The organism is Bradyrhizobium sp. Kon56, from assembly GCF_055807635.1.
On the sequence record NZ_JBVVOU010000016.1, the window covers coordinates 23,626 to 48,529 of the forward strand.

20 protein-coding genes are annotated in these 24,904 nt (G+C 65.0%); 19 read left to right on the top strand and 1 reads right to left on the bottom strand.

All coding sequences use genetic code 11. From position 1 onward, the window contains the following. The first annotated feature begins 41 nt into the window (after window positions 1–41). The 15 genes from dnaE to fabZ all read left to right on the top strand — a co-directional run bounded on the left by dnaE (window position 42) and on the right by fabZ (window position 19,916). A complete protein-coding gene (dnaE, locus tag AC0L3B_RS23745) occupies window positions 42–3,539 on the top strand; it encodes a DNA polymerase III subunit alpha (protein ID WP_204511323.1) in 3,498 nt (1,165 codons plus the stop codon). Between the two features lie 114 nt (window positions 3,540–3,653). Beyond that, window positions 3,654–4,172 carry a hypothetical protein gene (locus AC0L3B_RS23750; protein WP_026232865.1) on the top strand — a complete coding sequence of 173 codons (519 nt, stop codon included), beginning with the start codon at window positions 3,654–3,656 and terminating at the stop codon, window positions 4,170–4,172. 112 nt (window positions 4,173–4,284) lie between these two features. Next, window positions 4,285–5,025, top strand: coding sequence for a carbonic anhydrase (locus AC0L3B_RS23755; RefSeq protein WP_410706465.1), 741 nt, complete (start codon window positions 4,285–4,287; stop codon window positions 5,023–5,025). Between the two features lie 191 nt (window positions 5,026–5,216). Beyond that, a complete protein-coding gene (locus AC0L3B_RS23760; RefSeq protein ID WP_473381123.1) occupies window positions 5,217–7,718 on the top strand; it encodes a caspase family protein in 2,502 nt (833 codons plus the stop codon). A 219-nt stretch (window positions 7,719–7,937) separates the two neighbouring features. Continuing rightward, on the top strand, window positions 7,938–8,927 hold the full coding sequence (locus tag AC0L3B_RS23765; protein ID WP_007603625.1) for a 30S ribosomal protein S2: 990 nt from the start codon (window positions 7,938–7,940) through the stop codon (window positions 8,925–8,927). 131 nt (window positions 8,928–9,058) lie between these two features. Beyond that, entirely contained in the window at window positions 9,059–9,982 is a 924-nt protein-coding gene (gene tsf, locus AC0L3B_RS23770; RefSeq protein ID WP_085394826.1) for a translation elongation factor Ts, read from the top strand. A 60-nt stretch (window positions 9,983–10,042) separates the two neighbouring features. Next, the gene (gene pyrH, locus AC0L3B_RS23775) at window positions 10,043–10,759 is read left to right on the top strand and encodes a UMP kinase (RefSeq protein WP_018455040.1); all 717 of its coding nucleotides are present in this window, start codon (window positions 10,043–10,045) and stop codon (window positions 10,757–10,759) included. A gap of 65 nt (window positions 10,760–10,824) precedes the next feature. Beyond that, complete coding sequence (gene frr / locus AC0L3B_RS23780) at window positions 10,825–11,388, top strand: ribosome recycling factor (RefSeq protein WP_007603628.1); 564 nt, start codon at window positions 10,825–10,827, stop codon at window positions 11,386–11,388. A 112-nt stretch (window positions 11,389–11,500) separates the two neighbouring features. After that, the gene (locus tag AC0L3B_RS23785; protein ID WP_007610887.1) at window positions 11,501–12,259 is read left to right on the top strand and encodes an isoprenyl transferase; all 759 of its coding nucleotides are present in this window, start codon (window positions 11,501–11,503) and stop codon (window positions 12,257–12,259) included. Further along, complete coding sequence (locus AC0L3B_RS23790; protein ID WP_473381124.1) at window positions 12,256–13,098, top strand: phosphatidate cytidylyltransferase; 843 nt, start codon at window positions 12,256–12,258, stop codon at window positions 13,096–13,098. The genes AC0L3B_RS23785 and AC0L3B_RS23790 overlap by 4 nt, the downstream gene beginning before the upstream one ends. A 4-nt stretch (window positions 13,099–13,102) precedes the next feature. Next, entirely contained in the window at window positions 13,103–14,326 is a 1,224-nt protein-coding gene (gene dxr, locus AC0L3B_RS23795; RefSeq protein WP_085394825.1) for a 1-deoxy-D-xylulose-5-phosphate reductoisomerase, read from the top strand. A gap of 44 nt (window positions 14,327–14,370) precedes the next feature. Further along, window positions 14,371–15,522, top strand: coding sequence for an RIP metalloprotease RseP (rseP, locus tag AC0L3B_RS23800; protein ID WP_085353280.1), 1,152 nt, complete (start codon window positions 14,371–14,373; stop codon window positions 15,520–15,522). 187 nt (window positions 15,523–15,709) lie between these two features. Continuing rightward, a complete protein-coding gene (gene bamA / locus AC0L3B_RS23805; RefSeq protein ID WP_026232862.1) occupies window positions 15,710–18,265 on the top strand; it encodes an outer membrane protein assembly factor BamA in 2,556 nt (851 codons plus the stop codon). A gap of 125 nt (window positions 18,266–18,390) precedes the next feature. Continuing rightward, a complete protein-coding gene (gene lpxD, locus AC0L3B_RS23810) occupies window positions 18,391–19,458 on the top strand; it encodes a UDP-3-O-(3-hydroxymyristoyl)glucosamine N-acyltransferase (protein WP_085353279.1) in 1,068 nt (355 codons plus the stop codon). A 41-nt stretch (window positions 19,459–19,499) separates the two neighbouring features. Then, window positions 19,500–19,916 (top strand): 3-hydroxyacyl-ACP dehydratase FabZ, encoded by a 417-nt coding sequence (gene fabZ / locus AC0L3B_RS23815; protein WP_050992707.1) that lies wholly within the window; start codon window positions 19,500–19,502, stop codon window positions 19,914–19,916. Window positions 19,917–19,922: 6 nt separating this feature from the next. Here fabZ and AC0L3B_RS23820 read toward each other — a convergent pair whose 3' ends face one another. After that, on the bottom strand, window positions 19,923–20,267 hold the full coding sequence (locus tag AC0L3B_RS23820) for a KTSC domain-containing protein (protein WP_085353277.1): 345 nt from the start codon (window positions 20,265–20,267) through the stop codon (window positions 19,923–19,925). A gap of 175 nt (window positions 20,268–20,442) precedes the next feature. Between AC0L3B_RS23820 and lpxA the strand changes: the two genes are divergently transcribed. From lpxA to AC0L3B_RS23840, 4 genes are all read left to right on the top strand, one after another. Further along, complete coding sequence (lpxA, locus tag AC0L3B_RS23825) at window positions 20,443–21,234, top strand: acyl-ACP--UDP-N-acetylglucosamine O-acyltransferase (protein ID WP_446481769.1); 792 nt, start codon at window positions 20,443–20,445, stop codon at window positions 21,232–21,234. A gap of 19 nt (window positions 21,235–21,253) precedes the next feature. Beyond that, on the top strand, window positions 21,254–22,111 hold the full coding sequence (locus AC0L3B_RS23830; RefSeq protein ID WP_085384805.1) for an LpxI family protein: 858 nt from the start codon (window positions 21,254–21,256) through the stop codon (window positions 22,109–22,111). Further along, a complete protein-coding gene (gene lpxB, locus AC0L3B_RS23835; protein WP_446481768.1) occupies window positions 22,108–23,307 on the top strand; it encodes a lipid-A-disaccharide synthase in 1,200 nt (399 codons plus the stop codon). Before AC0L3B_RS23830 ends, lpxB begins: the two co-directional genes overlap by 4 nt. A 241-nt stretch (window positions 23,308–23,548) precedes the next feature. Next, window positions 23,549–24,904, top strand: coding sequence for a serine hydrolase domain-containing protein (locus AC0L3B_RS23840; RefSeq protein WP_446481767.1), 1,356 nt, complete (start codon window positions 23,549–23,551; stop codon window positions 24,902–24,904).

Genomic DNA, 24,904 nt, shown 5'->3' on the forward strand with positions numbered 1-24,904 from the left:
GTGACCGCTCCATCTCATCTGCAAGAGGCCGTCACGCGACCATGCCGAGCGCCGGATTTGTCCACCTTCACGTTCACTCGGCCTATTCGCTGCTCAAGGGCTCGATCAAGATCGCCAAGCTCGCCGAGCTAGCGAAGAAAGACCATCAGCCGGCGCTGGCGTTGACCGACACCGACAACATGTTCGGTGCGCTGGAGTTCTCCGACAAGATGGCGGGCTCCGGTATCCAGCCGATCGTGGGCTGCGAGATCGCGATCGAGTTCGGCGACCAGGATCCCAATGCGCGCAACGTGCTGCTGCCCTCGCGCGTGGTGCTGCTGGCCGCGCAGGAGCGCGGCTATCGCAGCCTGATGCGGCTGAACTCGCGCGCGTTCCTGGAGACGCCCGACACTCATGCTCCCCACATCAAGTTCGACTGGCTCGAAGGCGAGACCGAAGGTCTGATCGCGCTGACGGGCGGTCCGGACGGACCGATCTCGCTGGCGCTTGCCGGCGGTTATACCGAGCTCGCGGCGGCGCGCTGCGAGCGTCTGGCCAGCCTGTTCGGAGACCGTCTCTACATCGAATTGCAGCGCCACAACATCGAGAAGGAGCGGCGGGTCGAAAGCAGCCTGATTGACATCGCCTACACCAAGGGCCTGCCGCTGGTTGCGACCAACGAGCCGTATTTCGCCACGACCGACGATTATGAAGCCCATGACGCGCTGCTCTGCATCGCCGGCGGGCGGCTGATCGCGGAGACCGAGCGCGAGCAGCTCACGCCCGATCACCGCTTCAAGACCCGCGCCGAGATGGCGGTGCTGTTCGCCGACATTCCGGAGGCGCTGGCCTCGACGGTGGAGATCGCCGAGCGCTGCTCGTTCCGGCCGATGACGCGCAAGCCGATCCTGCCGTTCTTCACGGTCGGCGCTGCCGCAAGCTCCGATGCCGCCGCAGTCGAGGCGGCCGAATTGAAGCGGCAGGCGGAGGAGGGGCTCGCCAACCGCCTGCGCGTGCACGGCCTCTCGCAAGGCACGACGGAAGAAGATTACAACGCGCGGCTTGCGTTCGAGCTCGACGTCATCATGCGCATGAAATACGCGGGCTACTTTCTGATCGTCTCCGACTTCATCAAATGGGCAAAGGGCCAGGGCATCCCGGTCGGGCCGGGCCGCGGCTCCGGCGCAGGCTCGCTGGTGGCGTGGGCGCTGACCATCACCGACCTCGACCCGATCAAGTTCGGCCTGCTGTTCGAGCGCTTCCTTAATCCGGAACGCGTCTCGATGCCGGACTTCGACATCGACTTCTGCCAGGATCGCCGCGGCGAGGTGATCAGGTACGTCCAGGAGCGCTACGGTCGCGACCAGGTCGCGCAGATCATCACCTTCGGGACGCTGCAGGCGCGCGGCGTGCTGCGCGACGTCGGCCGCGTGCTGCAGATGCCCTATGGCCAGGTCGACAAGCTCACAAAACTCGTGCCGCAGAATCCGGCCGCGCCGGTGACGCTGGCCGCCGCGATCGAGAGCGAGCCAAAACTCCAGGCGTTCCGCGACGAGGATCCGGTGGTGGCGCGCGCCTTCGACATCGCGCAGCGCCTCGAAGGCCTGACCCGTCACGCCTCGACGCACGCGGCCGGCATCGTGATCGGCGATCGCCCGCTGAGCGAACTCGTGCCGATGTATCGCGATCCCAAATCCGACATGCCGGTGACCCAGTTCAACATGAAATGGGTCGAGCCCGCGGGCCTCGTGAAGTTCGACTTCCTCGGCCTGAAAACGCTGACCGTACTCGACGTCGCGTGCAAACTGCTCAAGCCGCGCAACATCCACGTCGATCTCGCGACGCTGCCGATCGACGATGCCGAAAGCTACCAGATGCTGGCGCGCGGCGAGGTGGTCGGCGTGTTCCAGGTTGAAAGCCAGGGCATGCGGCGCGCGCTGGTCGACATGCGCCCCGACCGTTTCGAGGACATCATCGCGCTGGTCGCGCTCTATCGACCGGGTCCGATGGCGAACATCCCGACCTATTGCGCGCGCAAGCACGGCGACGAGGAGCCGGAATATCTCCACCCCGTGCTGGAGCCGATTCTCAAGGAGACCTTCGGCGTCATCATCTACCAGGAACAGGTGATGCAGATCGCGCAGGTGATGTCGGGCTATTCGCTTGGCGACGCCGACCTGCTGCGCCGCGCCATGGGCAAGAAGATCCGCGCCGAGATGGAGAAGCAGCGCGAGATCTTCGTCGCAGGCGCAGTGAAGAACGGCGTGCCGAAGGGGCAGGCCGATACCATCTTCGAGCTGCTGGCGAAATTCGCCGACTACGGCTTCAACAAGAGCCACGCGGCGGCCTATGCGCTGGTGTCCTACCACACCGCCTACATGAAGGCGCATTACCCGGTGGAGTTCATCGCCGCGTCGATGACGCTTGATCTCAACAATACCGACAAGCTGTCCGAATTCCGCGCCGAGGCGCAGCGCCTCGGCATCAAGGTCGAACCGCCCAACGTCAACCGTTCCGGCGCGACTTTCGAAGTCGGCGACAAGACCATCTACTACGCGCTCGCGGCGCTGAAGGGCGTCGGTATTGCGGCCGTCGAGCAGATCATCGCGGAGCGGACCAAAAACGGCTTGTTCACCTCGCTCGCCGACTTTGCCGCGCGGGTGTCGCCGCGCGCGATCAACAAGCGCATCATCGAAAGCCTCGCCGCCGCGGGCGCCTTCGACACGCTGGAGCCGAACAGGGCGCGGGTCTTCGCCGGCGCCGACTCGATTCTCGCCGCATGCCAGCGGGCGAACGAAGCTGCAACCATCGGCCAGAACGACATGTTCGGCAGCTCGGCCGACGCGCCGACCATCATGCTGCCGCAGATCGAGCCCTGGTTGCCGGCCGAGCGGCTGCGCCGCGAATATGACGCGATCGGCTTCTTCCTGTCGGGACATCCGCTCGACGATTACGCCACCGTGCTGAAGCGGCTGCGCGTGCAGTCCTGGGCCGAGTTCTCCCGCGCGGTGAAGACCGGCGCCACCGCCGGCAAGGTCGCGGCCACCGTGGTGTCGCGCATGGAGCGGCGGACCAAGACCGGCAACAAGATGGGCATCATGGGGCTCTCTGATCCCACGGGTCACTTTGAGGCGGTGCTGTTCTCCGAAGGCCTCGCGCAATATCGCGACGTCCTGGAACCGGGCGCCGCGGTGCTGCTCCAGCTCGGCGCCGAGCTCCAGGGCGAGGACGTCCGCGCGCGCGTGCTGCACGCCGAGCCGCTGGACGAGGCCGCGGCCAAGACGCAGAAGGGCCTGCGCATCTTCGTGCGCGACACCAAGCCGCTGGAATCGATCGCCAAGCGTCTCGCCGGCCCCGACATGGCGAACGGCGCCGCGCCGAAGGTCGGCAGTCCGGGCATCGCGCCCCGCTCCAACGGCGACGGCGAGGTCTCGCTGGTCATGATGCTCGACCTCGAAACCGAGGTCGAGATGAAGCTGCCCGGCCGCTTCAAGGTCTCGCCGCAGATCGCCGGCGCCATCAAGGCGGTCGCCGGTGTGGTGGACGTGCAGCAGCTCTAGCAACGCGCACGGTGTTGCAGGCGGCTGCATGTCTTGCGCGGGACATGCGGCGGCCCTGTTGCAACCTTTCGCTGTTTTCGGTTAGCATGCACTCGGGGAAAATCTGGGGGCGTGATGCTATTGCGTGGGCTGGTATTGCTCGTGGCTGCGGCACTGCTGTGCGGCTGTGAGACGGCGAGGAGCGGGCTCGGATATTCGGAGACGGTACGAAAGCTGGGTCCGCCGAAAGCCGGGCAGGCCCGTGTCGTCGTGTTTCGCGAGAAAGGCTTCGGCGGCATCGGCGATCCGGACTGGGAATTTTCCCTCGACGGTACGCCGATCAAGGGCCTGAAGACCGGGACATATGTCTATGTCGATCGCCCGGCAGGCCAGCACCAGTTCGTAGCAGAGGAGGCGGCGCTCGGCGTCACGCGCGTGGACTTTTCGGCTCAGTCCGGCCAGACCGTGTTCTTCGTAGCGCGCTTCAGTCAGCGCAAGAGCGCCATGATCGCGAATGCGAGCACGGGGGTGCTGGGCTGGGGTCTCACGCTTGCGATGACGTCCGGCTATAAAAATCAGGGGCCGCTGGATTTCCTGCCCTTGGATGAATCGGCCGCCAGGACGACGATCGCAGAGCTTCGGTTGGCAGAATAGCCTCCGCGCGAAATTCGAGCTCCGCCCGCACCGTCATTTGTGGTGTCGTCACAGCGTTGCGGCTATGATCGCCGTGAGGCCGTTCGTCCATCGCGCCGGGAGGGAACGTGACATGTGCGACAAGTGCTATGAATCCCCACATGAGAGGATCGCGCCGTCGCGACGATCCGCGATGTTGTTGGGTGCCTCGGCGCTCGGCCTCGCCCTGACCGGCAGAGCCTTCGCCAAAGAGACCAAGGCGCCGCCCAAGCCGCAGAACGTGCTGTCGCCCGACGCATCATTGAAGCGCCTGACGGAAGGCAATGCCCGCTATGTCGACGGCGTGTCGCGGCGGCACGATTTCAAGCACGAGCGCGAGGCGTTGGTCGGCGGACAGAATCCGTTCGCGGCCGTACTGAGCTGTGCCGATTCGCGCATCGCGCCGGAATATGCCTTCGACACTGGCCGCGGCGATCTGTTCGTTTGCCGCGTCGCCGGAAATTTTGCCGGCACCGAAACCATCGCCAGCATGGAATACGCGGTGGCCGTGCTGAATGCGCCGCTGATCCTCGTGCTCGGCCATGACGCTTGCGGCGCGGTCGATGCGACGCTGAAGGCGATCAAGGACAACAAGCCGCCGCCGGGCCATATTCCATCGCTGGTCGATGCGATCACGCCTGCAGCGAAGGCTGCGATGCAGCAGGGTGGGGACGTCCTCGACAAGGCGATCCGGCAGAACGTCATCGACAACGTCGCGAAGCTGAAGTCGGCAGCGCCGATCCTCAATGCGGCCGTGGAGCAGGGCAAGCTGAAGGTCGTCGGCGGCATCTATCGGCTCACGACGGGAACGGTCGACCTGATCGCGCAGGTCTGACGAGACGAACCGGCTCGCGCCGGTTCGTTGTCGCGAGGCTGACGCAGGCGCCCTGGCGTTGGTGCCGGGCGCCATGCCGCCGCCTCAATCCAAGCCTTCGTTATTTGGAAGCCTTTCGTTCAAGTGTCATTCAGCTCGCCACGCGTCTGATGCGTGGCGGCATCTCAACAACAAAAACGGGCAAGCAAGTCATGCGTGGGACGCTCCGAGCCTTCATTTGCCTTCTCCTGCCAATCGCGGTCCTTGCCGCGGGCGCGCCGGATCCGGCGCGTGCACAGCAGCAGGAAAAGCGTATGGCGCTCGTGGTCGGCAACGGCGCCTATGCCAAGTCGCCGCTGGCGACGACGGCAAACGATGCCGGCCTGATCGCGCAGACGCTGCAGGCGGCGGGCTTCGACGTCGTCGGCGCCCGCGATCTCGACGGCGACACGCTGCGCAAGAGCTTTCGCGATTTCATCCAGAAGGCGCAGGCCTCCGGACCGGGCACCGTCGCGATGGTCTACCTCGCCGGCTATGGCGTGCAACTTGCCGGTGAGAACTACTTCATCCCGGTCGATTCCAACATCACCCGCGACACCGACATTCCGACCGAAGGCCTGCGCATCGGCGACTATCTCCGCCAGCTCGCCTCCGTTCCGCTCAAGGCCAACATCGTCGTGCTCGACGCTGCGCGGGCGCAGCCCTTCGTGGAGGGCGGCCAGCAGATCGCGAGCGGACTTGCGCTGGTCGAGCCCGACGCCAACATGCTGATCGCGTTCAACGCCGCGCCCGGCACGGTGGCGCCCGAGGAGCCTGGACCTTACGGCATCTATGCGCAGTCGCTGGCGGAGATGATCCGCACCGGCGGCCTACCGCTGCCTGAGGTGTTCGACCGCGTTCGACTGCGCGTCAACGAGGCCAGCAAGGGCGCGCAAGTGCCCTGGAACGAGCAGAAGATATCGGCGCAATTCTCGTTCTTCGAGCGCGGACCTGACGCGCCGCCGCCTGAGGCCGCACCCGACCAAGTCGCCGCGATGCGCAACAAGCCGATCCGCGATCTCGGCGTGCAGGATGCCTATGCCGCCGCGCTCACGCGCGACACGCTGCCGGCCTACGAAGAGTTTCTCTCCGCCTATCCCGGCGACCCGCTGTCAAAGCGCGTGATGGTGATCGTCGCGGCGCGCCGCGAGGCCATCACCTGGCGGCGGACCTATCGGACCGACACGCCGGAGGCCTATTGGTCGTATCTGCGTCGCTATCCGCGCGGTCCGCATGCGGCGGATGCGCGCCGGCGCTTGGCGATTCTCACCGCGCCGGCCGAGCCGCCGCCGAGCTTCGCGATGATCGACTACGACGTGCCGCCACCGCCGCCGGAGGAGGTGGTCTATGTCGAGCGTCCCGTGCTGTATTTCAGCGATCCGGATTTTGGCTTTGCGCCGCCACCGCCGCCGCCGGTCTATTATCTGCCACCGCCGCCGCCGGATTTCGTCGTGCTGTCGCCGCCGATGCCGGTGGTCGGCCTGTTCGTGCTGCCGCAGCCGATGTTCGTGCCAATTCCTGTGTTCGTCAGGCCGCCGGTCTATGTCGCACCGCCCCCGAACAACATCATCTATCAGAACATCCATAACAGGCCGGTCATCAACACGGTGATCAACCAGCCGCCGGCACCGCCGGCGGGTGCGGGTGCCGGAGCGGGCAATCTCGCGCCAGCCATTGCCGGGCGCACCAATCCGGCTGGTCCCGCCATGCCGCAGGCGGTCGTGCAGCGCGCCGCCCTGATTCAGCAGGGCAAGGCGCCGATGCCGCCGAGCGCGACGATGCAGCCGACGGCGAGGCCAGGAATGCCTCCGGCCAGGCCGGCCAATGCCGCACCGACCGGTACGCCACCTACGACTCCACCTGCCAGTCCGCTTGCCACGCCACCGGCCAAGCTGCCCCAAGCCAACACCCTGCCGGTTCCCGGCACCCATGGCGGTCCACCTGTACCGCCAGCGGGAGCCGGGCCACTGCCGGGCGGCAGACCCGGGCTGCCCACGGCCACTGCTCCCGGCACACCGCCGCCGACCCATCCGGGAGGGCCTGCGGGAGCGCCGACGACTGCTGCTCCCGGCACCACGCCGCCGGGTCATCCCGGTGCGCCGACCGCCGCCGCGCCGGCGACTGCGCCCACGGCGACAAACCCGGCCGCTGTGCCCGGCCAACCGCCGAAGCCGCCGGTGGCCCAGGCCCCGCCCGGGACCGGGACCGGGCCTGGGGACCATGGCAAGTCCGCGACCCGCGAGCCGGCTGGTTCGCCGCCTGCTGCCCGCACGCCTCCTGGCGCAGTTGGACGACCGGTCACGCCGCCGCCCTCGGCGGCGCGGGAGCCGATCAGGCCGCAGCATCAGCCGACCGCAGCTCCCGCCCAGGCTGCCCGGCCGTCGGCGCCACCACCGCGGCCTCAGGCCGTGGCGCGGCCGGCGCCTCCGCCTCCGCCGCGTGTTGCGCCGCCGCCACCGCCACGGGCGGCTCCACCCGTGGCGGTTGCTCGACCGGCGCCGCCGCCAATGGCGCGGCCCGCGCCGCCGCCGCCGGTCGCCCGGCCGGCGCCACCTCCGCCGCCCCGGATGGCCGTCGCGCCACCGCCGCCGCCGCGCCCGGCAGCACCTCCACCGCGTCCTCCGGCTCCGCCGCCGGCGGCAAAGAAGTGCCCGCCGAACCAGCCCAGATGCTAGGCAGGGGCTAGGCCGGAGCGATCTTTACGGAAGGGGGCCTCTTGCGGGCGAAAGCCGCCCCGAAAGGCCCTTATTTCCTTGCTTCTGGCCGAAATCGCGCTATACACCGCGCCATCTCACACGGAAGCATGGCTCACAAGGCCGTCCGGTGGCAGCCGGGGCGACAACGCTCTGTCCTGCTCACACGCTTCCGGAGGAACCAACCGGAGAATTAGAACGATGGCACTACCCGATTTCACTATGCGTCAGCTCCTCGAAGCCGGCGTGCACTTTGGTCACCAGTCTCACCGCTGGAATCCGAAAATGGCGCCGTTCATTTTCGGCGCCCGCAACAACATCCACATCGTCGACCTCGCGCAGACCGTGCCGTTGCTGCACAACGCCTTGCAGGCGGTCAGCGACACCGTCGCCAAGGGCGGCCGCATCCTGTTCGTCGGCACCAAGCGCCAGGCGCAGGACGGCGTTGCCGACGCGGCCAAGCGCTGCGCTCAGTACTTCGTCAATTCGCGCTGGCTCGGCGGCACGCTGACCAACTGGAAGACGATCTCGGGCTCGATCAAGCGCCTGCGTCATCTCGACGACGTGCTCGCCGGCGGCGATGCCTCCTCCTACACCAAGAAGGAGCGCCTGACCCTTCAGCGCGAGCGCGACAAGCTCGACCGCTCGCTCGGCGGCATCAAGGACATGGGCGGTCTGCCCGACCTGATCTTCGTGATCGACACCAACAAGGAAGACATCGCGATCCAGGAAGCCCAGCGGCTCAACATTCCGGTCGCGGCGATCGTCGACACCAATTCGGATCCGAAGGGCATCACTTATGTGGTGCCGGGAAATGACGACGCCGGCCGCGCGATTGCGCTCTATTGCGATCTGATCGCGCGCGCAGCGATTGACGGCATTTCACGCGCCCAGGGCGATTCCGGAATCGACGTCGGTGCTTCGGTTCGGCCGGTCGCAGAAGAGCTGCCCGCCACGAGCGGCTTCCAAGGCCTTGCCGGCCCGCGCGGCACGTCCGACGACCTCAAGAAGCTCCCGGGCGTGTCGGGCGCGATCGAGAAGAAGTTCAACGATCTCGGCATCTTCCACTTCTGGCAGCTGGCTGAGCTCGATCACGATACCGCGCACAAGATCGGCGAAGAAGTCGGCCTGCCGAGCCGCGCGGACGCCTGGGTGGCCAAGGCCAAGGCGCTGACCGCGGAAGCGGAATAGTCAAAAAGAGCGATGGGTTGGCCGGACAAGCTCCAGCCACCATTTCAGTTGACGCGAATTCCTGAGATGGACCGCGGCGAGGCGATCTGGCCGCGCCGCGGCAAACCGGCAGGCAAAAAGGATTTTGAACGATGGCAACGATCACAGCTGCGATGGTCAAGGACCTGCGCGAGTCGACCGGCGCAGGCATGATGGACTGCAAGGCCGCGCTGACCGAAAACGACGGCAACATGGAAGCGGCGCAGGATTGGCTGCGCAAGAAGGGCCTGTCGAAGGCCGCCAAGAAGTCGGGCCGCGTCGCCGCCGAGGGTCTGATCGGCGCGCTCACCAAGGGCAACAAGGGCGTCGTGGTCGAAGTCAATTCCGAGACTGACTTCGTCGCGCGCAACGGCCAGTTCCAGGGCCTCGTCAAGATGATCGCCCAGGTCGCATTCAACACCGGCGCCGATGTCGAGAAGATCAAGGCCGCCAAGGTCGGCGACGTCACGATCGAAACTGCGATCAATGACGCGATCGCCACCATCGGCGAGAACATGACGCTGCGCCGCGCAGCTTCGCTCGAGGTCAGCCAGGGCGTGGTGTCGAGCTACGTCCATGGCGCGGTGGTCGAGGGCGCCGGCAAGATGGGCGTGATCGTGGCACTGGAATCGCCCGGCAAGGCCGACGAGCTCGCAACGCTTGGCCGCCAGATCGCGATGCATGTCGCGGCCGCCAACCCCCTGGCGCTGGATCCGTCCGGTCTCGATCCGGCGGTCGTCAAGCGCGAGAAGGACGTGCTCGCCGACAAATATCGCCAGCAGGGCAAGCCCGAGAACGTGATTGAGAAGATCGTCGAGTCCGGCCTGAAGACCTATTACAAGGAAGTTTGCCTGCTCGAGCAGGCCTTCATCCACGACACCGGGAAGTCGGTGGCGCAGGCGGTGAAGGAAGCCGAAGGCAAGGTCGGCGGCGCGGTGAAAATCGCGGGCTTTGTGCGCTATGCTCTCGGTGAGGGAATCGAGAAGCAGGAAAGCGACTTCGCGGCCGAGGTCGCGGCGGCCAGCGGCAAGAAGTAAGCGCCGGAACGTTCCTTCCGGCGTGCCGCCGGAAGCGGCGCCCGGACAAGGAAAGTGCTCATGACTGATCCGGTCTATCGTCGCGTCGTGATCAAGCTGTCCGGCGAATATCTCGCGGGACCGCAGGGTTTTGGCATCGATCAACCGACCATCGACCGGGTCGCCGACGATCTGATCGCAGCCCGCCACCTCGGCACCGAAGTCGCCGTCGTCATCGGCGGCGGCAATCTCTTTCGCGGCGTCGAGGTCTCCTCGCGCGGCGTGTCGCGCCCGACCGGCGATACCATGGGCATGCTCGCCACGATGATGAACTGCCTCGCGCTCGAGGCCACGATCGAGCGCAAGGGCACGCCTGCGCGCACGCTGTCGGCCTTCGTCATGCCCGAGATTTCCGAGCTGTTCACCCGCACCGCGGCACATAAATACCTCGCCGAGGGCCGGATCGTGCTGCTCGGCGGCGGAACCGGTAATCCGTTCTTCACCACGGACACGACCGCGGTGCTGCGCGCAGCCGAGATCGGCGCCCAGGCGGTTCTGAAGGCGACCAATGTCGACGGTGTCTACTCGGCCGACCCGAAGAAAGACCCGACGGCGACGCGATTCGACCGTCTGACGCATTCGCAGGCGATCGAGGGCGGCTACAAGGTGATGGATGCGACCGCCTTCGCGCTTGCCCGCGAGACGTCGCTGCCTATCATCGTGTTCTCGATCGCGGAGCCGGGCTCGATCGGCGCTGTACTGCGTGGCGGCGGCCACGGAACCATTGTCGCCGGCTGACGGCTTGTCGTTGCACCCTGAGAGAAGGTGCGGAGAGGTCGCCGGGATTTTGAAGGAGAAACGGGATGGCCACGGACAATTTCGATCTCAACGAAGTCAAGCGCCGCATGCAGGGCGCGATCCAGTCGCTCAAGCACGAGCTTGGCGGCCTGCGCACCGGTCGCGCCTCCGCCTCGATGCTCGATCCGGTGCAGGTCGACGCCTATGGCAGCCACATGCCGCTGAACCAGCTCGCCACCGTCAGCGTGCCGGAGCCGCGCCTGATTTCGGTGCAGGTCTGGGACAAGTCGATGGTCAAGGCGGTGGAGAAGGCGATCGTCGATTCCAATCTCGGCCTGTCGCCGGCGACTGAAGGCCAGGTTCTGCGCCTGCGCATCCCCGAACTCAATGAGGAGCGTCGCAAGGAGCTCGTCAAGGTCGCGCACAAATACGCGGAAGCCGCCAAGGTCGCCGCGCGCCACGTCCGCCGCGACGGTCTCGACGTTCTCAAGAAGCTCGAGAAGAATCACGAGATGTCCGAGGACGATCAGAAGCGCCACGCCGACGAGGTGCAGAAGGCGACCGACGGCACGATCTCCGAGATCGACCAGTTGCTGGCCGCCAAGGAAAAAGAAATCCTCACCGTCTAAGCAGGATGGATCGCGCTCTAGGTTATGTTCGCGCATGATCTTTACGGAAAACCGCTTCGCACTTTGCGCTAACGCGGCCCTTCGGGTCCGGATCATGCTTTAAGGCAGCCTCATGTCCAACGCCGCCGCGCCCGCAACGGAAGGACCAGATCGGTCCGATGCGCCTGCGCATGTCGCCATCATCATGGATGGCAACGGACGTTGGGCGGCCGCGCGCGGCTTGCCACGGGCGGAGGGCCATCGCCGCGGCGTGGAGGCCCTGCGTCGCGTGGTTCGGGCGTCGCATGAGCTTGGCATCCGCTATCTCACCATCTTCTCCTTCAGCTCGGAAAACTGGTCGCGTCCGGCGAGCGAGATCGGCGATCTGTTCGGCCTGTTGCGCCGCTTCATCCGCAACGATCTGGCGAGCTTGCATCGCGACGGCGTCAAGGTACGCATCATCGGCGAGCGGGATGGGCTGGAGGGCGACATCTGCGCACTTCTCAATGAGGCGGAGGAACTGACGCGCGATAACACGCGCCTCACGCTCGTCGTCGCCTTCAATTACGGCTCCCGGCAGGAGATCGCGAAGGCGGCGCAGAAGCTCGCGCGGGAAGTCGCCGAGGGCCGGCGCAGTCCCGACACGATCGATGCCGAGACACTGGGGGCGCATCTCGACGCGCCCGACATTCCCGATCCCGATCTCATCATCCGCACCAGTGGCGAGCAGCGCCTGTCCAACTTCCTGATGTGGCAGGCCGCCTATAGCGAGCTTGTCTTCGTGCCGATTCACTGGCCCGATTTCGACAAGGCGGCGCTGGAAGGCGCAATCGCCGAATTCGCCAGGCGCGAGCGCCGTTTCGGCGGCCTGGTCGCGAAAACCGCCTCGTGAGCGAGCCCAACTCCGCACCGGCCGGCTCTCAGCCTGCCCCGAGCAATCTCGTGATGCGAATCCTCGCGGCGCTGGTGCTGGCGCCGCTCGCCATTGCGCTCGCTTATGCCGGCGGCTGGCTGTGGGCGCTTCTCGTCACCCTGGTGTCGATCGGACTGTTCGCGGAATGGCTGATGGTGGTTGGCGCAGGCTCGACCGCGCTGACCGGGGCGGGGACGATCGTCATCGCCGCGATGGGCTTGTGCGTTGCCTTCGGCGCGCTGAAGACCGCAATCATCACCGGCCTGATTGGTGGGGCGGTCGTGACGGTGATCGCGCGGGGCAAGTTCGTCTGGGCGGCCTCCGGATTTGCCTATGCGTCGGCGGCGCTACTCGCCTCGATCCTGCTGCGGAAGGATCTCGTGAACGGCTTCGCCGCGCTGATGTTCGTGCTGCTCGTGGTGTGGGCGACCGATATCGGCGGCTATTTCGCCGGCCGCGGCATCGGCGGACCGAAGCTGTGGCCGCGCGTGAGCCCGAAGAAGACCTGGTCAGGGGCGCTCGGCGGCTTTGCCGCCAGCCTTTTGGTCGCGGTCGGCTTTGCCGCTTGCGGGGTTGGAAAGATAGTTCCATTGCTGCTCGTCAGCGCGGTCCTCTCAATCGTGTCGGCCTGCGGCGATCTGTTCGAATCCGCGGTCAAGCGGCGCTTCGATGTCAAGGATTCCAGTCACTTAATTCCGGGCCACGGCGGGCTATTGGACCGTCTGGACGGTTTTGTCGCCGCCATCCTGGTGGCATGGATTATCGGCTTCCTCCGCCATGGTGTGCATAGCGCCGGAAGCGGTCTTATGGTTTGGTGAACATATGAGCGCGGTCCCATTGCGTAACAACAAGGCTGCGGCATCGAGCGTCCGCAGCGTCACGGTTCTCGGCGCCACCGGCTCGATCGGCGACAGCACGATGGATCTGCTGCGCGCCTCTCCCGAGCGCTACCGTGTCGAGGCGCTGACGGCAAACAGCAATGTCGAGGCGCTGGCAAAGCTCGCGAAGGAGTTCTCCGCGCGCTTCGTCGCGATCGCCGACATCTCCAAGTTTGCCGAACTCAAGGCTGCGCTCGCGGGCACCGGCACCGAATGCGGCGCCGGCGAAAGCGCGGTGATCGAGGCCGGCGCGCGTCCGGCCGATTGGGTGATGGCCGCCGTGAGTGGCGCCGCCGGACTGAAGCCGGCGCTGGCGGCGGTCGATCGCGGCGCGCATGTCGCGCTCGCCAACAAGGAATGTCTCGTCTGCGCTGGTGATTTCTTCATGCAGCGCGCGGCGAAAGCGGGCGCCTGCATCCTGCCTGCGGATTCCGAGCACAATGCGTTGTTCCAGGCGCTCGCCTCGGGCAATCGCGACGAGCTCGTCCGTGTCATCATCACGGCCTCCGGCGGCCCCTTCCGCACCTGGAAGCCTGCCGACATCGAGCAGGCGACACTCGCGCAAGCCCTGAAGCATCCGAACTGGAGCATGGGCCAGAAGATCACGATCGATTCCGCCTCGATGATGAACAAGGGGCTCGAGGTGATCGAGGCCTCCTATCTGTTCGCGCTCTCGCCCGACGAGATCGACGTCCTCGTTCATCCGCAGTCGATCATCCACGGCATGGTCGAGTTCTCCGATCGCTCGGTCGTGGCCCAGCTCGGCTCACCCGACATGCGCACGCCGATCGCGCATTGCCTCGGCTGGCCCGACCGTATCAAGGGTCCGGCCGCCAAGCTCGATCTGGCCAAGATCGGCCAGTTGACCTTCGAGGCGCCAGATTTCGAGCGCTTCCCCGGGCTGCGCCTGGCCTTCGATTCTCTCCGGACCGGGAAGGGGGCGACCACGGTCTACAACGCCGCCAACGAGGTCGCGGTCGCCGCCTTCATCGCCGGCAAGATCCGGTTCGGGGCGATTGCCAGGCTGGTGGAGGAGACGCTGGATGACTGGGTCCGCAGCGGGAACCAGGCGCCGCTGACGTCAGCGGACGATGCAATCGCTGTTGACCATGTTGCGCGAAATAGGGCTGCCGCCCTATTGCCTCAAATTGCCTTAAAGGCATCCTAGATGGTTCGGGGCCAGGGCCTTGCGGCACTGGATGAGGGAATTCGATGATCGACTTTTTCGTCCATAGTTTCAATACGTTGAGCCATGGGCTCCTTGGCTACGCGGTTCCCTTCCTGTTCGTCCTGACCATCGTCGTGTTCTTCCATGAGCTCGGCCATTTCCTGGTCGCGCGCTGGGCAGGCGTTCGTGTGTTAACTTTTTCGCTCGGTTTCGGACCTGAGCTGGTCGGTTTCAACGACCGCCATGGCACCCGCTGGAAGATCTCGGCGATCCCGCTCGGCGGCTACGTCAAGTTCTTCGGCGACGAGAGCGAGGCTTCGACGCCGTCGTCCGAGAAGCTTGCGGCCATGACGGCCGAGGAGCGCGCCGGCAGCTTCCATCACAAGAAGGTCGGCCCGCGCGCCGCCATCGTTGCCGCCGGACCGATCGCCAATTTCATCCTGGGCGCGCTGATCTTCGCCGGCATGGCGCTGTATTACGGCAAGCCGAGCACGATTGCGCGCGTCGACGGTGTCGTCGCCGATGGCGCTGCGGCGGCAGCCGGCTTCAAGATCGGCGACGTCGTCGTCCAGATCGACGGCAAGCCGATCGAAAGCTTTGCCGACATGCAGCGCATGGTTGCGATGAATGCTGGTTCGCCGCTTGCCTTCCAGGTCAAGCGCGACGGTTCCATCGTGTCGCTGACCGCGACGCCGGCGCTGCTCGAGCGCAAGGATCCCTTCGGCAACAGCCACCGTCTCGGCGTGCTCGGCGTCGAACACAAGTCTCAGGCCGGGGAGGCCTCGACGTCGCCGGTCGGCGTCGGCGAAGCGCTCAAGATCGGGGTGGAGCAGGTCTGGTTCATCATCACCAGCACCTTCAAGTTCCTGGGCTCGTTGTTCGTCGGGAACGGCAATCCGAACGAGGTCAGCGGCGTGCTCGGCATTGCCAAGATGTCGGGGCAGGCGGCCAGCGCCGGGTTCCAGTTCGTGATCAACCTCTGCGCGGTGCTGTCGGTGTCGATCGGCCTGCTGAATCTGTTCCCGATCCCACTGCTCGATGGCGGTCACCTTATGTTCTATGCGGCGGAGGTCGCCCGTGGTCGGCCCCTGTCCGAGCGGACCCAGGAGATGGGGTTCCGAATCGGGCTTGGCTTGGTGCTGATGTTGATGGTGTTTGCGACCTATAACGACATCCTGCGAATGGCCGCATCCTGATAGGGGCTTTTTTGTGGCGTTGCCCGGGCGTTGCTCTTGGGCAACGTCTTGGAATGAAAATGAAATTACGGCGCGCTCGACCGTTTGCGGCGTCGGTGAAATTGTCTACAAGCGGCTTGAACTTGGGGAATCTCCAGACCGGCGTTGGGGTTGGGTCTGGTACGGAATGATAAGGGCGCGTTGCGCAATGAAGTTTGGACTGCGACTCCGGGGGGGCTTGCTCGCAACCCTGATCATGTTCGGCGCGCCGGTGCTTGCCCCGGTTGGGGCTGCCTTTGTGTCTTCGTCTGCGCTTGCTCAGACCGTGCAGTCGATTTCCGTCGAAGGAAATCGCCGGGTCGAGGTGGAGACGATCCGCTCCTACTTCAAGCCGGGTCCCGGCGGTCGCCTGGATCAGGGTGCCATCGACGATGGCCTCAAGGCGTTGATCGAGACCGGCCTGTTCCAGGACGTCAGGATCAACCGCGGGGCCGGTGGCCAGATCGTCGTCTCCGTGGTGGAAAACCCGGTGATCGGCCGCATTGCCTTCGAGGGCAACAAGAAGATCAAGGACGAGCAGCTCACCGGTGAAGTCCAGTCCAAGGCGCGCGGCACCTTCTCCCGCGCCATGGTGCAGTCCGACACCCTGCGAATCGCAGAAATCTATCGCCGCTCCGGCCGTTACGACGTTCGCGTCACGCCTGAAATCATCGAGCAGCCGAACAACCGCGTCGATCTCGTCTTCACGGTCGAGGAGGGCGCCAAGACCGGCGTCAAGTCGATCGAGTTCGTCGGCAACAACGCGTACTCGTCCTACCGCCTGCGCGACGTCATCAAGACGCACGAATCCAACCTGCTGAGCTTCCTCGCCAGCAGCGACATCTACGATCCCGATCGGGTCGAGGCCGACCGCGACCTGATCCGCCGCTTCTATCTCAAGAACGGTTTCGCCGACGTCCAGGTCGTCGCCGCGCTCACCGAATACGATCCGGAGAAGAAGGGTTTCAACGTTACCTTCAAGATCGAGGAGGGCTCGCAATACCGGGTCGGCTCGATCGACTTCCGCTCCAGCATTCCCAACTTCGATCCCACCTCGATGCGCAACTATTCGCGCGTCAATGTCGGCTCGCTCTACAACGTCGAATCGGTCGAGAAGTCGGTCGAGGAGATGCAGATCGAGGCCTCGCGTCGCGGTTACGCCTTCGCCGTGGTCCGTCCCGGCGGCGACCGCAATTTCGAGGCGCACACCGTGTCGGTCGTGTTCAACATCGACGAGGGTCCGCGCACCTATATCGAGCGCATCAACCTTCGCGGCAACACCCGCACGCGCGACTACGTGATTCGTCGCGAGTTCGACGTCTCCGAGGGCGATGCCTACAACCGCGCGCTGGTCGACCGTGCCGAGCGCCGCTTGAAGAACCTCGACTATTTCAAGAGCGTGAAGATCACGACGGAGCCCGGCTCGTCGAGCGACCGCGTGATCCTGCTCGTGGACATGGAAGAGAAATCGACCGGCGACTTCTCGGTCTCGGGTGGTTATTCCACCACCGACGGCGCGCTGGCCGAAGTCTCGGTTTCCGAACGCAATTTGCTCGGCCGCGGCCTGTTCGCCAAGGCGGCGGTGACCTACGGCCAGTATGCCCGCGGCTACTCGCTGTCGTTCGTCGAACCCTATCTGCTCGACTACCGGGTCGCGCTGGGTCTCGACCTCTATCAGCGTGAGCAGAGGTCCAACAGCTACATCTCCTACGGCACCAAGACGCTCGGCTTCTCGCCGCGCCTCGGTTTCTCCCTGCGTGAAGATCTGTCGCTGCAGGTGCGCTACTCGATCTACCGGCAGGAAATCACGCTGCCGTCGTACCTCGCGAACTGTAACAACAACCAGTTCCTTGCCGACGGTGTCACTCCGAATCCGGCATTCAATCCAAGCCCGGCTTTCTCCGCGGCGAGTGGTATTCCTCTGGCTCCCTCGACCAACGGCCTCGGCTGCTACAGCGACGGCGAGGCCTCGCTGCCGGTCCGCAAGGAGCTTGCCAACGGCAAGACCCTGACCTCGGCGCTCGGCTACACGCTGACCTACAACACGCTCGACAACAACAAGAACCCCACCGACGGTCTGCTGGTCGATTTCCGGCAGGACTTCGCCGGCGTCGGCGGCGACGTCTCCTATCTGAAGACTGTGGTTGACGCGAAGTACTACACTCCGCTGGTCTCCGATATCGTCGGTCTCGTTCGCCTCCAGGGCGGCATGCTGAACAAGATGGGCAGCGATCTGCGCATGCTCGATCATTTCCAGATGGGCCCGAACCTCGTCCGCGGCTTTGCCCCGAACGGCATCGGACCGCGCGATTTGAACCCCTTCGGTACGCAGGACGCGCTTGGCGGCACCAAGTATTGGGGTGCTTCGCTCGAATTGCAGATGCCGTTCTGGTTCCTGCCGAAGGAAGTGGGTCTGAAGGGCGCCGTCTACGCCGACGCCGGCGGACTGTTCGACTATCAGGGACCGACGACGTGGTCGGTGACCAACGAACTGACCACGACCAAGAATTCGAGCTGCACGCCGTCGACCGTCAATCCCGCTTCGGCTGGAACCTGCACCGGCCTGGTGTATGACAATGGCAATGCGGTCCGGTCGTCGGTCGGCGTCGGCTTGATCTGGGCCTCGCCGTTCGGTCCGCTGCGCTTCGACTACGCCGTGCCGCTGACCAAGGGCAAGAACGACCGTACGCAGGAGTTCCGGTTCGGCGGCGGCACCTCGTTCTAATTCGAACAGCACGGCACGATCCGGACCACCGGAGCCGGTTTCCGAAAGGGATCGTGCCAATCCAGGAGATGAGGCATGATGCGGCTTGGCCGCTTCATGCCGAAGCCGGACCGCGACGGGGTGGAATGGCGCAGCCGACCTTCTTCACACAGCCGCCCGCCTCAGCGCTGGCTGACATCGCCACGCTGACCAAGGCGGAGTTGGTCGATCCCGCCAGGGGCGGCCAAATCATCAGGGGTCTTGCTTCGCTCGACGAAGCCGGCCCGATGCACCTGACGTTCTTCGACAATCTCAAATATGCCGATGAGCTCAAGGCGACCAAGGCCGGTGCTTGCCTGGTGAGCCCACGCTTCGAGGCGCGGGTGCCCGCGCATGTCGCCGTGCTGCGGGCGCCACAGCCGTTCCGCGCCTTCGTCAGGATCGCGCGGGAGTGGCATGGCGACGCGCTCCGGCCGCAATCCTGGACCGGCAACGACGGCATCGCGCCGTCGGCCATCATCGACCCCACCGCCAGGCTCGAGGACGGCGTGATCGTCGATCCCTTGGCCGTGATCGGCCCTGACGTGGAGATCGGCAGCGGCACGGTGATCGGTGTGGGGGCCGTGATCGGCCCCGGCGTCAAGATCGGCCGGGACTGCAATGTCGGCGCACGCACCGCCATCCAGTGCGCGCTGATCGGCAACGACGTGCTGATCCACCCCGGTTGTTCGATCGGCCAGGACGGCTACGGCTTCATCTTCTTCGGCCCCGAGGGCCATCTGAAGGTGCCCCAGACCGGCCGCGTGCTGATTCAGAACAACGTGGAGGTCGGCGCCGGCACCACCATCGATCGGGGCTCCTTGCGCGACACCGTGATCGGGGAAGGGACCAAAATCGACAATCAGGTCCAGATCGGCCACAATGTGACCATTGGCCGGCACTGCCTGCTGGCAGCCCAGATCGGCCTTGCCGGCAGCCTCACCCTCGGCGACAACGTGGCGCTGGGAGCGAAGGTGGGCATCAACAATCACGTCAAGATCGGGGATGGAGCTCAGGTGACTGCCATGAGCGGCGTCAAGGACGACGTTCCTCCCAACGGACGTTGGGGTGGTTTTTTCGCCAAGCCGACCAGGCAGTGGTTCAAGGAAATTTTGGCGGTCGAGCGCTTGGCGCGCGACAGCAAGGCCGATCCGAAGCAGGAGGAACGGGAGTGACGGACGAAGCACCGGTCAGGTTCGAGCTTGTGGACATCAACATGATCCTGCAAACGCTCCCGCACCGTTTTCCGATGCTGCTGATCGATCGCGTGATCAACATCCGCACCGATTACAGCGGCATCGGCATCAAGAATGTCACCTTCAACGAACCGCCGTTCCAGGGCCACTTTCCCGATCGCCCGGTCTATCCCGGCGTCATGATGATCGAAGCGATGGCGCAGACCGCGGGTGTGATCGGCATCAAGTCGGTCGAAGGCACCGAGAAGCCGCGCGCGGTCTATTTCCTCACCATCGACAAGTGCAAGTTCCGCAAGCCTGTGCTGCCCGGCGATACCATCGAATACCACATGCGCTCGATCGGCCGCCGCAAGGCCATGTGGTGGTTTCACGGCGACGCCAAGGTCAACGGCCAGGTGGTTGCGGAGGCCGACGTCGGCGCCATGCTGACCGACTGAGCGGGATCAACTTCTCTGGATGCGCTCGCGCGCAGGACACGCGTACCGGCCGCCGCTGACCTCGCGCTTGATGTTCTGGTTGAAGAACTGTCCCATGGACGGTGCGCCCAGCAGGCGCTCGACCGTGTCGACCGGTACGCCGCAATAGCGGTCATAAACGCCTTCAACGGCCACGACGAGGGCCTGCTGCGCACGGTCGTAACAGACCCGCTGAAGCACCGTGCTGCGGCTGATGTCGCGGCACTCGAACGTCGCGAGGTCGATGGGGCGGTGTTCGGCGGTCTCGATCGTCTCGGAGACGATCGGCGCCGCGGCGAACTGTGCGAGGAGAAGTGCCAGGGCCCTGACCACGATACCTGAAGCTCCGCGTGAACTTGTTGATGACCCGGGAAGGCTGCCTCATCCGGCACTTGAAACACGGAGAGATCATACGTCACTGGACAGATCGGGCATAGTCGCGCTAACCAGCGGAAAACCGAGCGACTTCAACACCTAATCAGACCTTCTTGATGAGTCAGATTGCTTGATGAGTAAGATTGACCCCACCGCACGGATCGCGGACGGCGCCGTGATCGGCGAGGGCACCGAGATCGGCCCCTTCTGCATCATCGGCCCGCATGTCGCGATCGGCAATAACTGCAAGCTGATCGGACAGGTCACCGTCATCGGCCACACCTCGATCGGAGATGGCTGCGTGATCTCGCCGTTCGCGGTGCTGGGCGGGGCGCCCCAGGATCTCAGCTACAAGGGCGAGCCCACGAAGCTTGAGATCGGCTCGGGCTGCACCATCCGCGAAGGTGCGACCATGAATGTCGGCACCATCAAGGGCGGTGGCCTGACGCGCGTCGGCAACGACGGCTATTTCATGAACAACAGTCATGTCGGGCATGACTGCATGGTCGGCAACAACGTGATCTTCGCAACCTCGGCGACGCTCGGCGGCCATTGCGAGATCGGTGACGCCGTCTATATCGGCGGCCTGTCCGCAGTGCATCAGTTCACCCGCATCGGCCCCTATGTGATGGTTGGCGGTGTCTGCGGCGTGCGCGACGACGTCATCCCGTATGGGCTGGTCAACGGCCAATATGCGGTGCTCGAAGGCCTCAATCTGATCGGCATGAAGCGGCGCAAGTTCACCAAGCAGCGGCTTGCGACCGTGCGCGCGTTCTACCAGAAACTCTTCCATGGCCCCGCTACCTTTGCCGAACGCCTGGAGGCGGCGCGGCCGCTCGCCGGTGGAGATCCGGCGATCGGGGAAATCCTCGACTTCATCGGCAAGGGCAAGCGCCCGCTCTGTCTTCCCGCCATCGCGAAGTGATGATGGAATGGCCCCGGGCATGACATCGGCGGCTTCGGAAATTTCATCGCCGGTCGGCGTCGTCGCTGGCGGCGGCGCGATGCCGTTCGCGGTTGCCGACTCGCTCGCCGCCCGCGGCATCACGCCGGTGTTGTTTCCCCTTCGGGGAGCCTGCGATCCCGCGCGGGTAGAGAAATTCCGTCATCGCTGGATCTCGGTCGGCCAGCTCGGCCGCGCCATGCGGCTGTTTCGCGAGGAGGGCTGCCGCGACCTGATTTTCATCGGCACGCTGGTGCGACCTTCGCTCTCGGAGGTCCGGGTCGACTTCACGACGCTTCGGCTGCTCGGCAATGTCATCCGCGCCTTCCGCGGCGGCGACGATCATTTGTTGTCCGGCGTCGGGCGCATTCTCGAGCAGGGCGGCTTTCGGATGGTCGGCATCAAGGATGTCGCGCCCGATCTGCTGATGCCCGAGGGCTGCATCAGCCGCGCCTGGCCGAGCGACACCGGCAAGACCGACATCGAGCGCGGACGCGCGGTGCTGACCGCCCTCGGTCCGTTCGACATCGGCCAGGCCGCGGTCGTGATCGACGGCCATGTGGTGGCGGTCGAGGATATCGAGGGCACCGATGCACTGCTCGCGCGCGTGGCACGGCTGCGCGAAGAGGGCCGCATCCGCGCCGCCACCGGGCGGGGCGTGCTGGTGAAGGTCCCAAAGAGCGGGCAGGATCTGCGCTTCGACCTGCCGACGATCGGCCCGCGCACCCTCGAGGGCGTCGCCGCCGCAGGGCTGGCCGGGATCGCCGTCGTTGCCGGCAACACCATCGCCGCCGAGCCGCAGGCAATGATCGCACTCGCCGACGCAAAATATCTCTTCGTCATCGGCCTGCCGGCGTGATGCAGGGTCGCGATCCCAAGCGCAAGATCTTCCTGATCGCCACGGAGGAATCCGGCGACCGGCTCGGCAGCGCCTTGATGAAGGTGCTGCGCCAGCGCCTCGGCGACGGCGTGCAGTTCGTGGGCGTCGGCGGCCACACCATGGCGCGCCAGGGGCTCGAGACGCTGTTTCCGATCGAGCAGCTCTCGATCGTCGGCTTCGCCGCGGTCGTGCAGCAATTGCCGAAGATCCTGCGGCTGATCCGCGAGACCGCGGAGGCCGTGACCGAAGCCGCGCCGGACGCGCTCGTCATCATCGACAGCCCCGATTTCACCCACCGTGTCGCCCGCCGCGTGCGGACGCGCAATCCGGCGATCCCGATCGTCGACTACGTCTCGCCACAGCTCTGGGCCTGGCGGCCGGGACGGGCGCGGACCATGCTCGGCTATGTCGACCATGTGCTCGGCCTGTTGCCATTCGAGCCGGAGGAATACCGCAAGCTCGGCGGGCCGCCATGCAGCTATGTCGGCCATCCCCTGATCGAGCAATTGCCCTCGCTGCGGCCGAACGCGGAGGAGCAGGCGCGCCGCGACGGCGAGCCGCCGGTCTTGCTGGTGTTGCCCGGCAGCCGCCGCAGCGAGATCAGGCACCATCTCGACGTGTTCGGCGCGACGCTCGGCCGATTGCAGACCGAAGGCCGCGCGTTCGAGCTGATGCTGCCGACCATGCCGCATCTCGAAACCACCATCCGCGAAGGCATCGCGAACTGGCTGGTCAAGCCTCAAATCGTGGTCGGCGAGAACGAGAAGCGCGCTGCCTTCCGCATCGCGCGCGCGGCACTGGCAAAATCCGGCACGGTGACGCTGGAGCTCGCGCTATCGGGCATTCCGATGGTGACGGCCTATCGCGTCGGCGCGATCGAAGCCTTCATCCTGCGCCGCGCGATCCGTGTCTCCTCGGTAATCCTCGCCAATCTCGTGATCGGCAAGGATGTCATCCCGGAGTTCCTGCAGGAAGACTGCACGCCGGAGAAGCTGGCGCCCGCGCTCTCGGAGCTTCTGACCGATTCACCGCTGCGCCGGCAGCAGGTGGAAGCATTCGCCCAGCTCGATACGATCATGTCGACAGGTAACAAGTCGCCGAGCGTGCTCGCAGCCGACATCGTGCTGGCGACGATACGCAAGGGTAGGCGGGCAGGCTTGGACGTGTACTCATAAACGTTGGCTTGCCAGCGCAAAGCGGAAGCCTCCTAACCTTGGGCGTGATCGGCGGTTTGTGACCCAGAGCAGACCTCGCGTCGATTTGCATCTCTCATCGTCTCGGTAAGACTGCCAACATCCTCGGTCCACCAAACAACCACGGCAAACCGGGATGTCAGGTGCATGTCAGGATCTGCGCGCAATATTTTGTGCGCTCGCCTAGGTGCGGCCTCCTGATTGGATTTACCTAAAGGGACGCATGCGTCTTGCTCTAAAAATGTTCAGATTTCTTGTCGCGATCTTGCTTCTTGGGATTTTAGGGTTCGCTGGCTGGCTGACCTTCAGCCCACCCAATGGACTAGTGTCCGCCTCGGCTTATGCGGCAAAAATGGTTTGCTCGAATGTGTTCATTGCCGAACGTGATGCGGATGCGGTGATCAAAACCGACCTCGCGTTAACACATCCACGCATTGTCGAACGTCTGAAGATCAACGTCGACACCGCCAACCAGCGTGTCGAGGCGGCATATCGAGGCCTGTTCGCCAAACGCTACGCCCAATATGAGGAAGGACGTGGTTGTACGCTGGTGTCTAAGGACGAAATCCCCGACCGTGCCGAGCCGCCCTCACTGCCCGGAAAGCCTAGTGCGCTCTGGCCGGTCGGCGAGAGTGCTCAATTGTCTGACGACAAACACTTACTGGCGACGCTGAACGATCCGGCTCTCCAGGGGCCGGGCATGCGCGCGATCGTCGTGGTCCAGGACGGGCGCATCATCGGAGAAACCTACGGCGAAGGCTTCAACGCTTCGACGCCCCTCCAGGGCTGGTCGATGACGAAGACCGTGAACGCCGCCTTGGCCGGCATGGCGATCAGGGACGGAAAGCTTTCGCTGGACCGAAAAAATCTGTTTCCGCAGTGGGCTGGCGACGCGCGCGCGGACATCTCGGTGGCCGATTTGATGGCCATGACAAGCGGATTGAAATGGAGCGAGGACGGTGACTCTGCCGACCCCGACGGGTTAGAAAATCTCGCACATGATGCGGCGGCTTTCGCGCGGGACCGTCCGCTTGTCGCCCCGCCTGGAACGCAGTTCAACTATTCCGGGGGTTCGTCTGTCCTGTTCGCCCGGGTCTGGCAGAACGCGGTTGGAGCGGACGCGCGAGCGTATCCGCAGGAGCGATTGTTCAAGCCTTTGGGCATGACCAGCGCTGTTCTTGAGGCTGACCCTTCAGGCACATTCCTTGGCGAAGCCTTTCTCTTCGCCAATGCGCATGATTGGGCGCGCTTCGGCGAATTCCTGCGCATGAACGGAGAGTGGAACGGTGCTCAGCTTTTGCCGCCGGGCTTTGTCGATTACATGCGCTCGCCTGTGCCAGCGTCCGATGAGGGACATGGCCCGGTCTACGGTCGCGGACAGCTTTGGTTGGGGCCGGGCCAGGGATTCCGACTCCCTACCGACACGTTCATGTTGCAAGGGCACCTGCGCCAGGTGATTGCGATCATCCCCTCGCGTAAACTGGTGATCCTGCGTATGGGTCTCACGCGGGAAGATATCGGGTACAGCGTCGCGAAGCTACTGTACGCGATTGTGGCGGCGCGCCGATCGAATGAATGA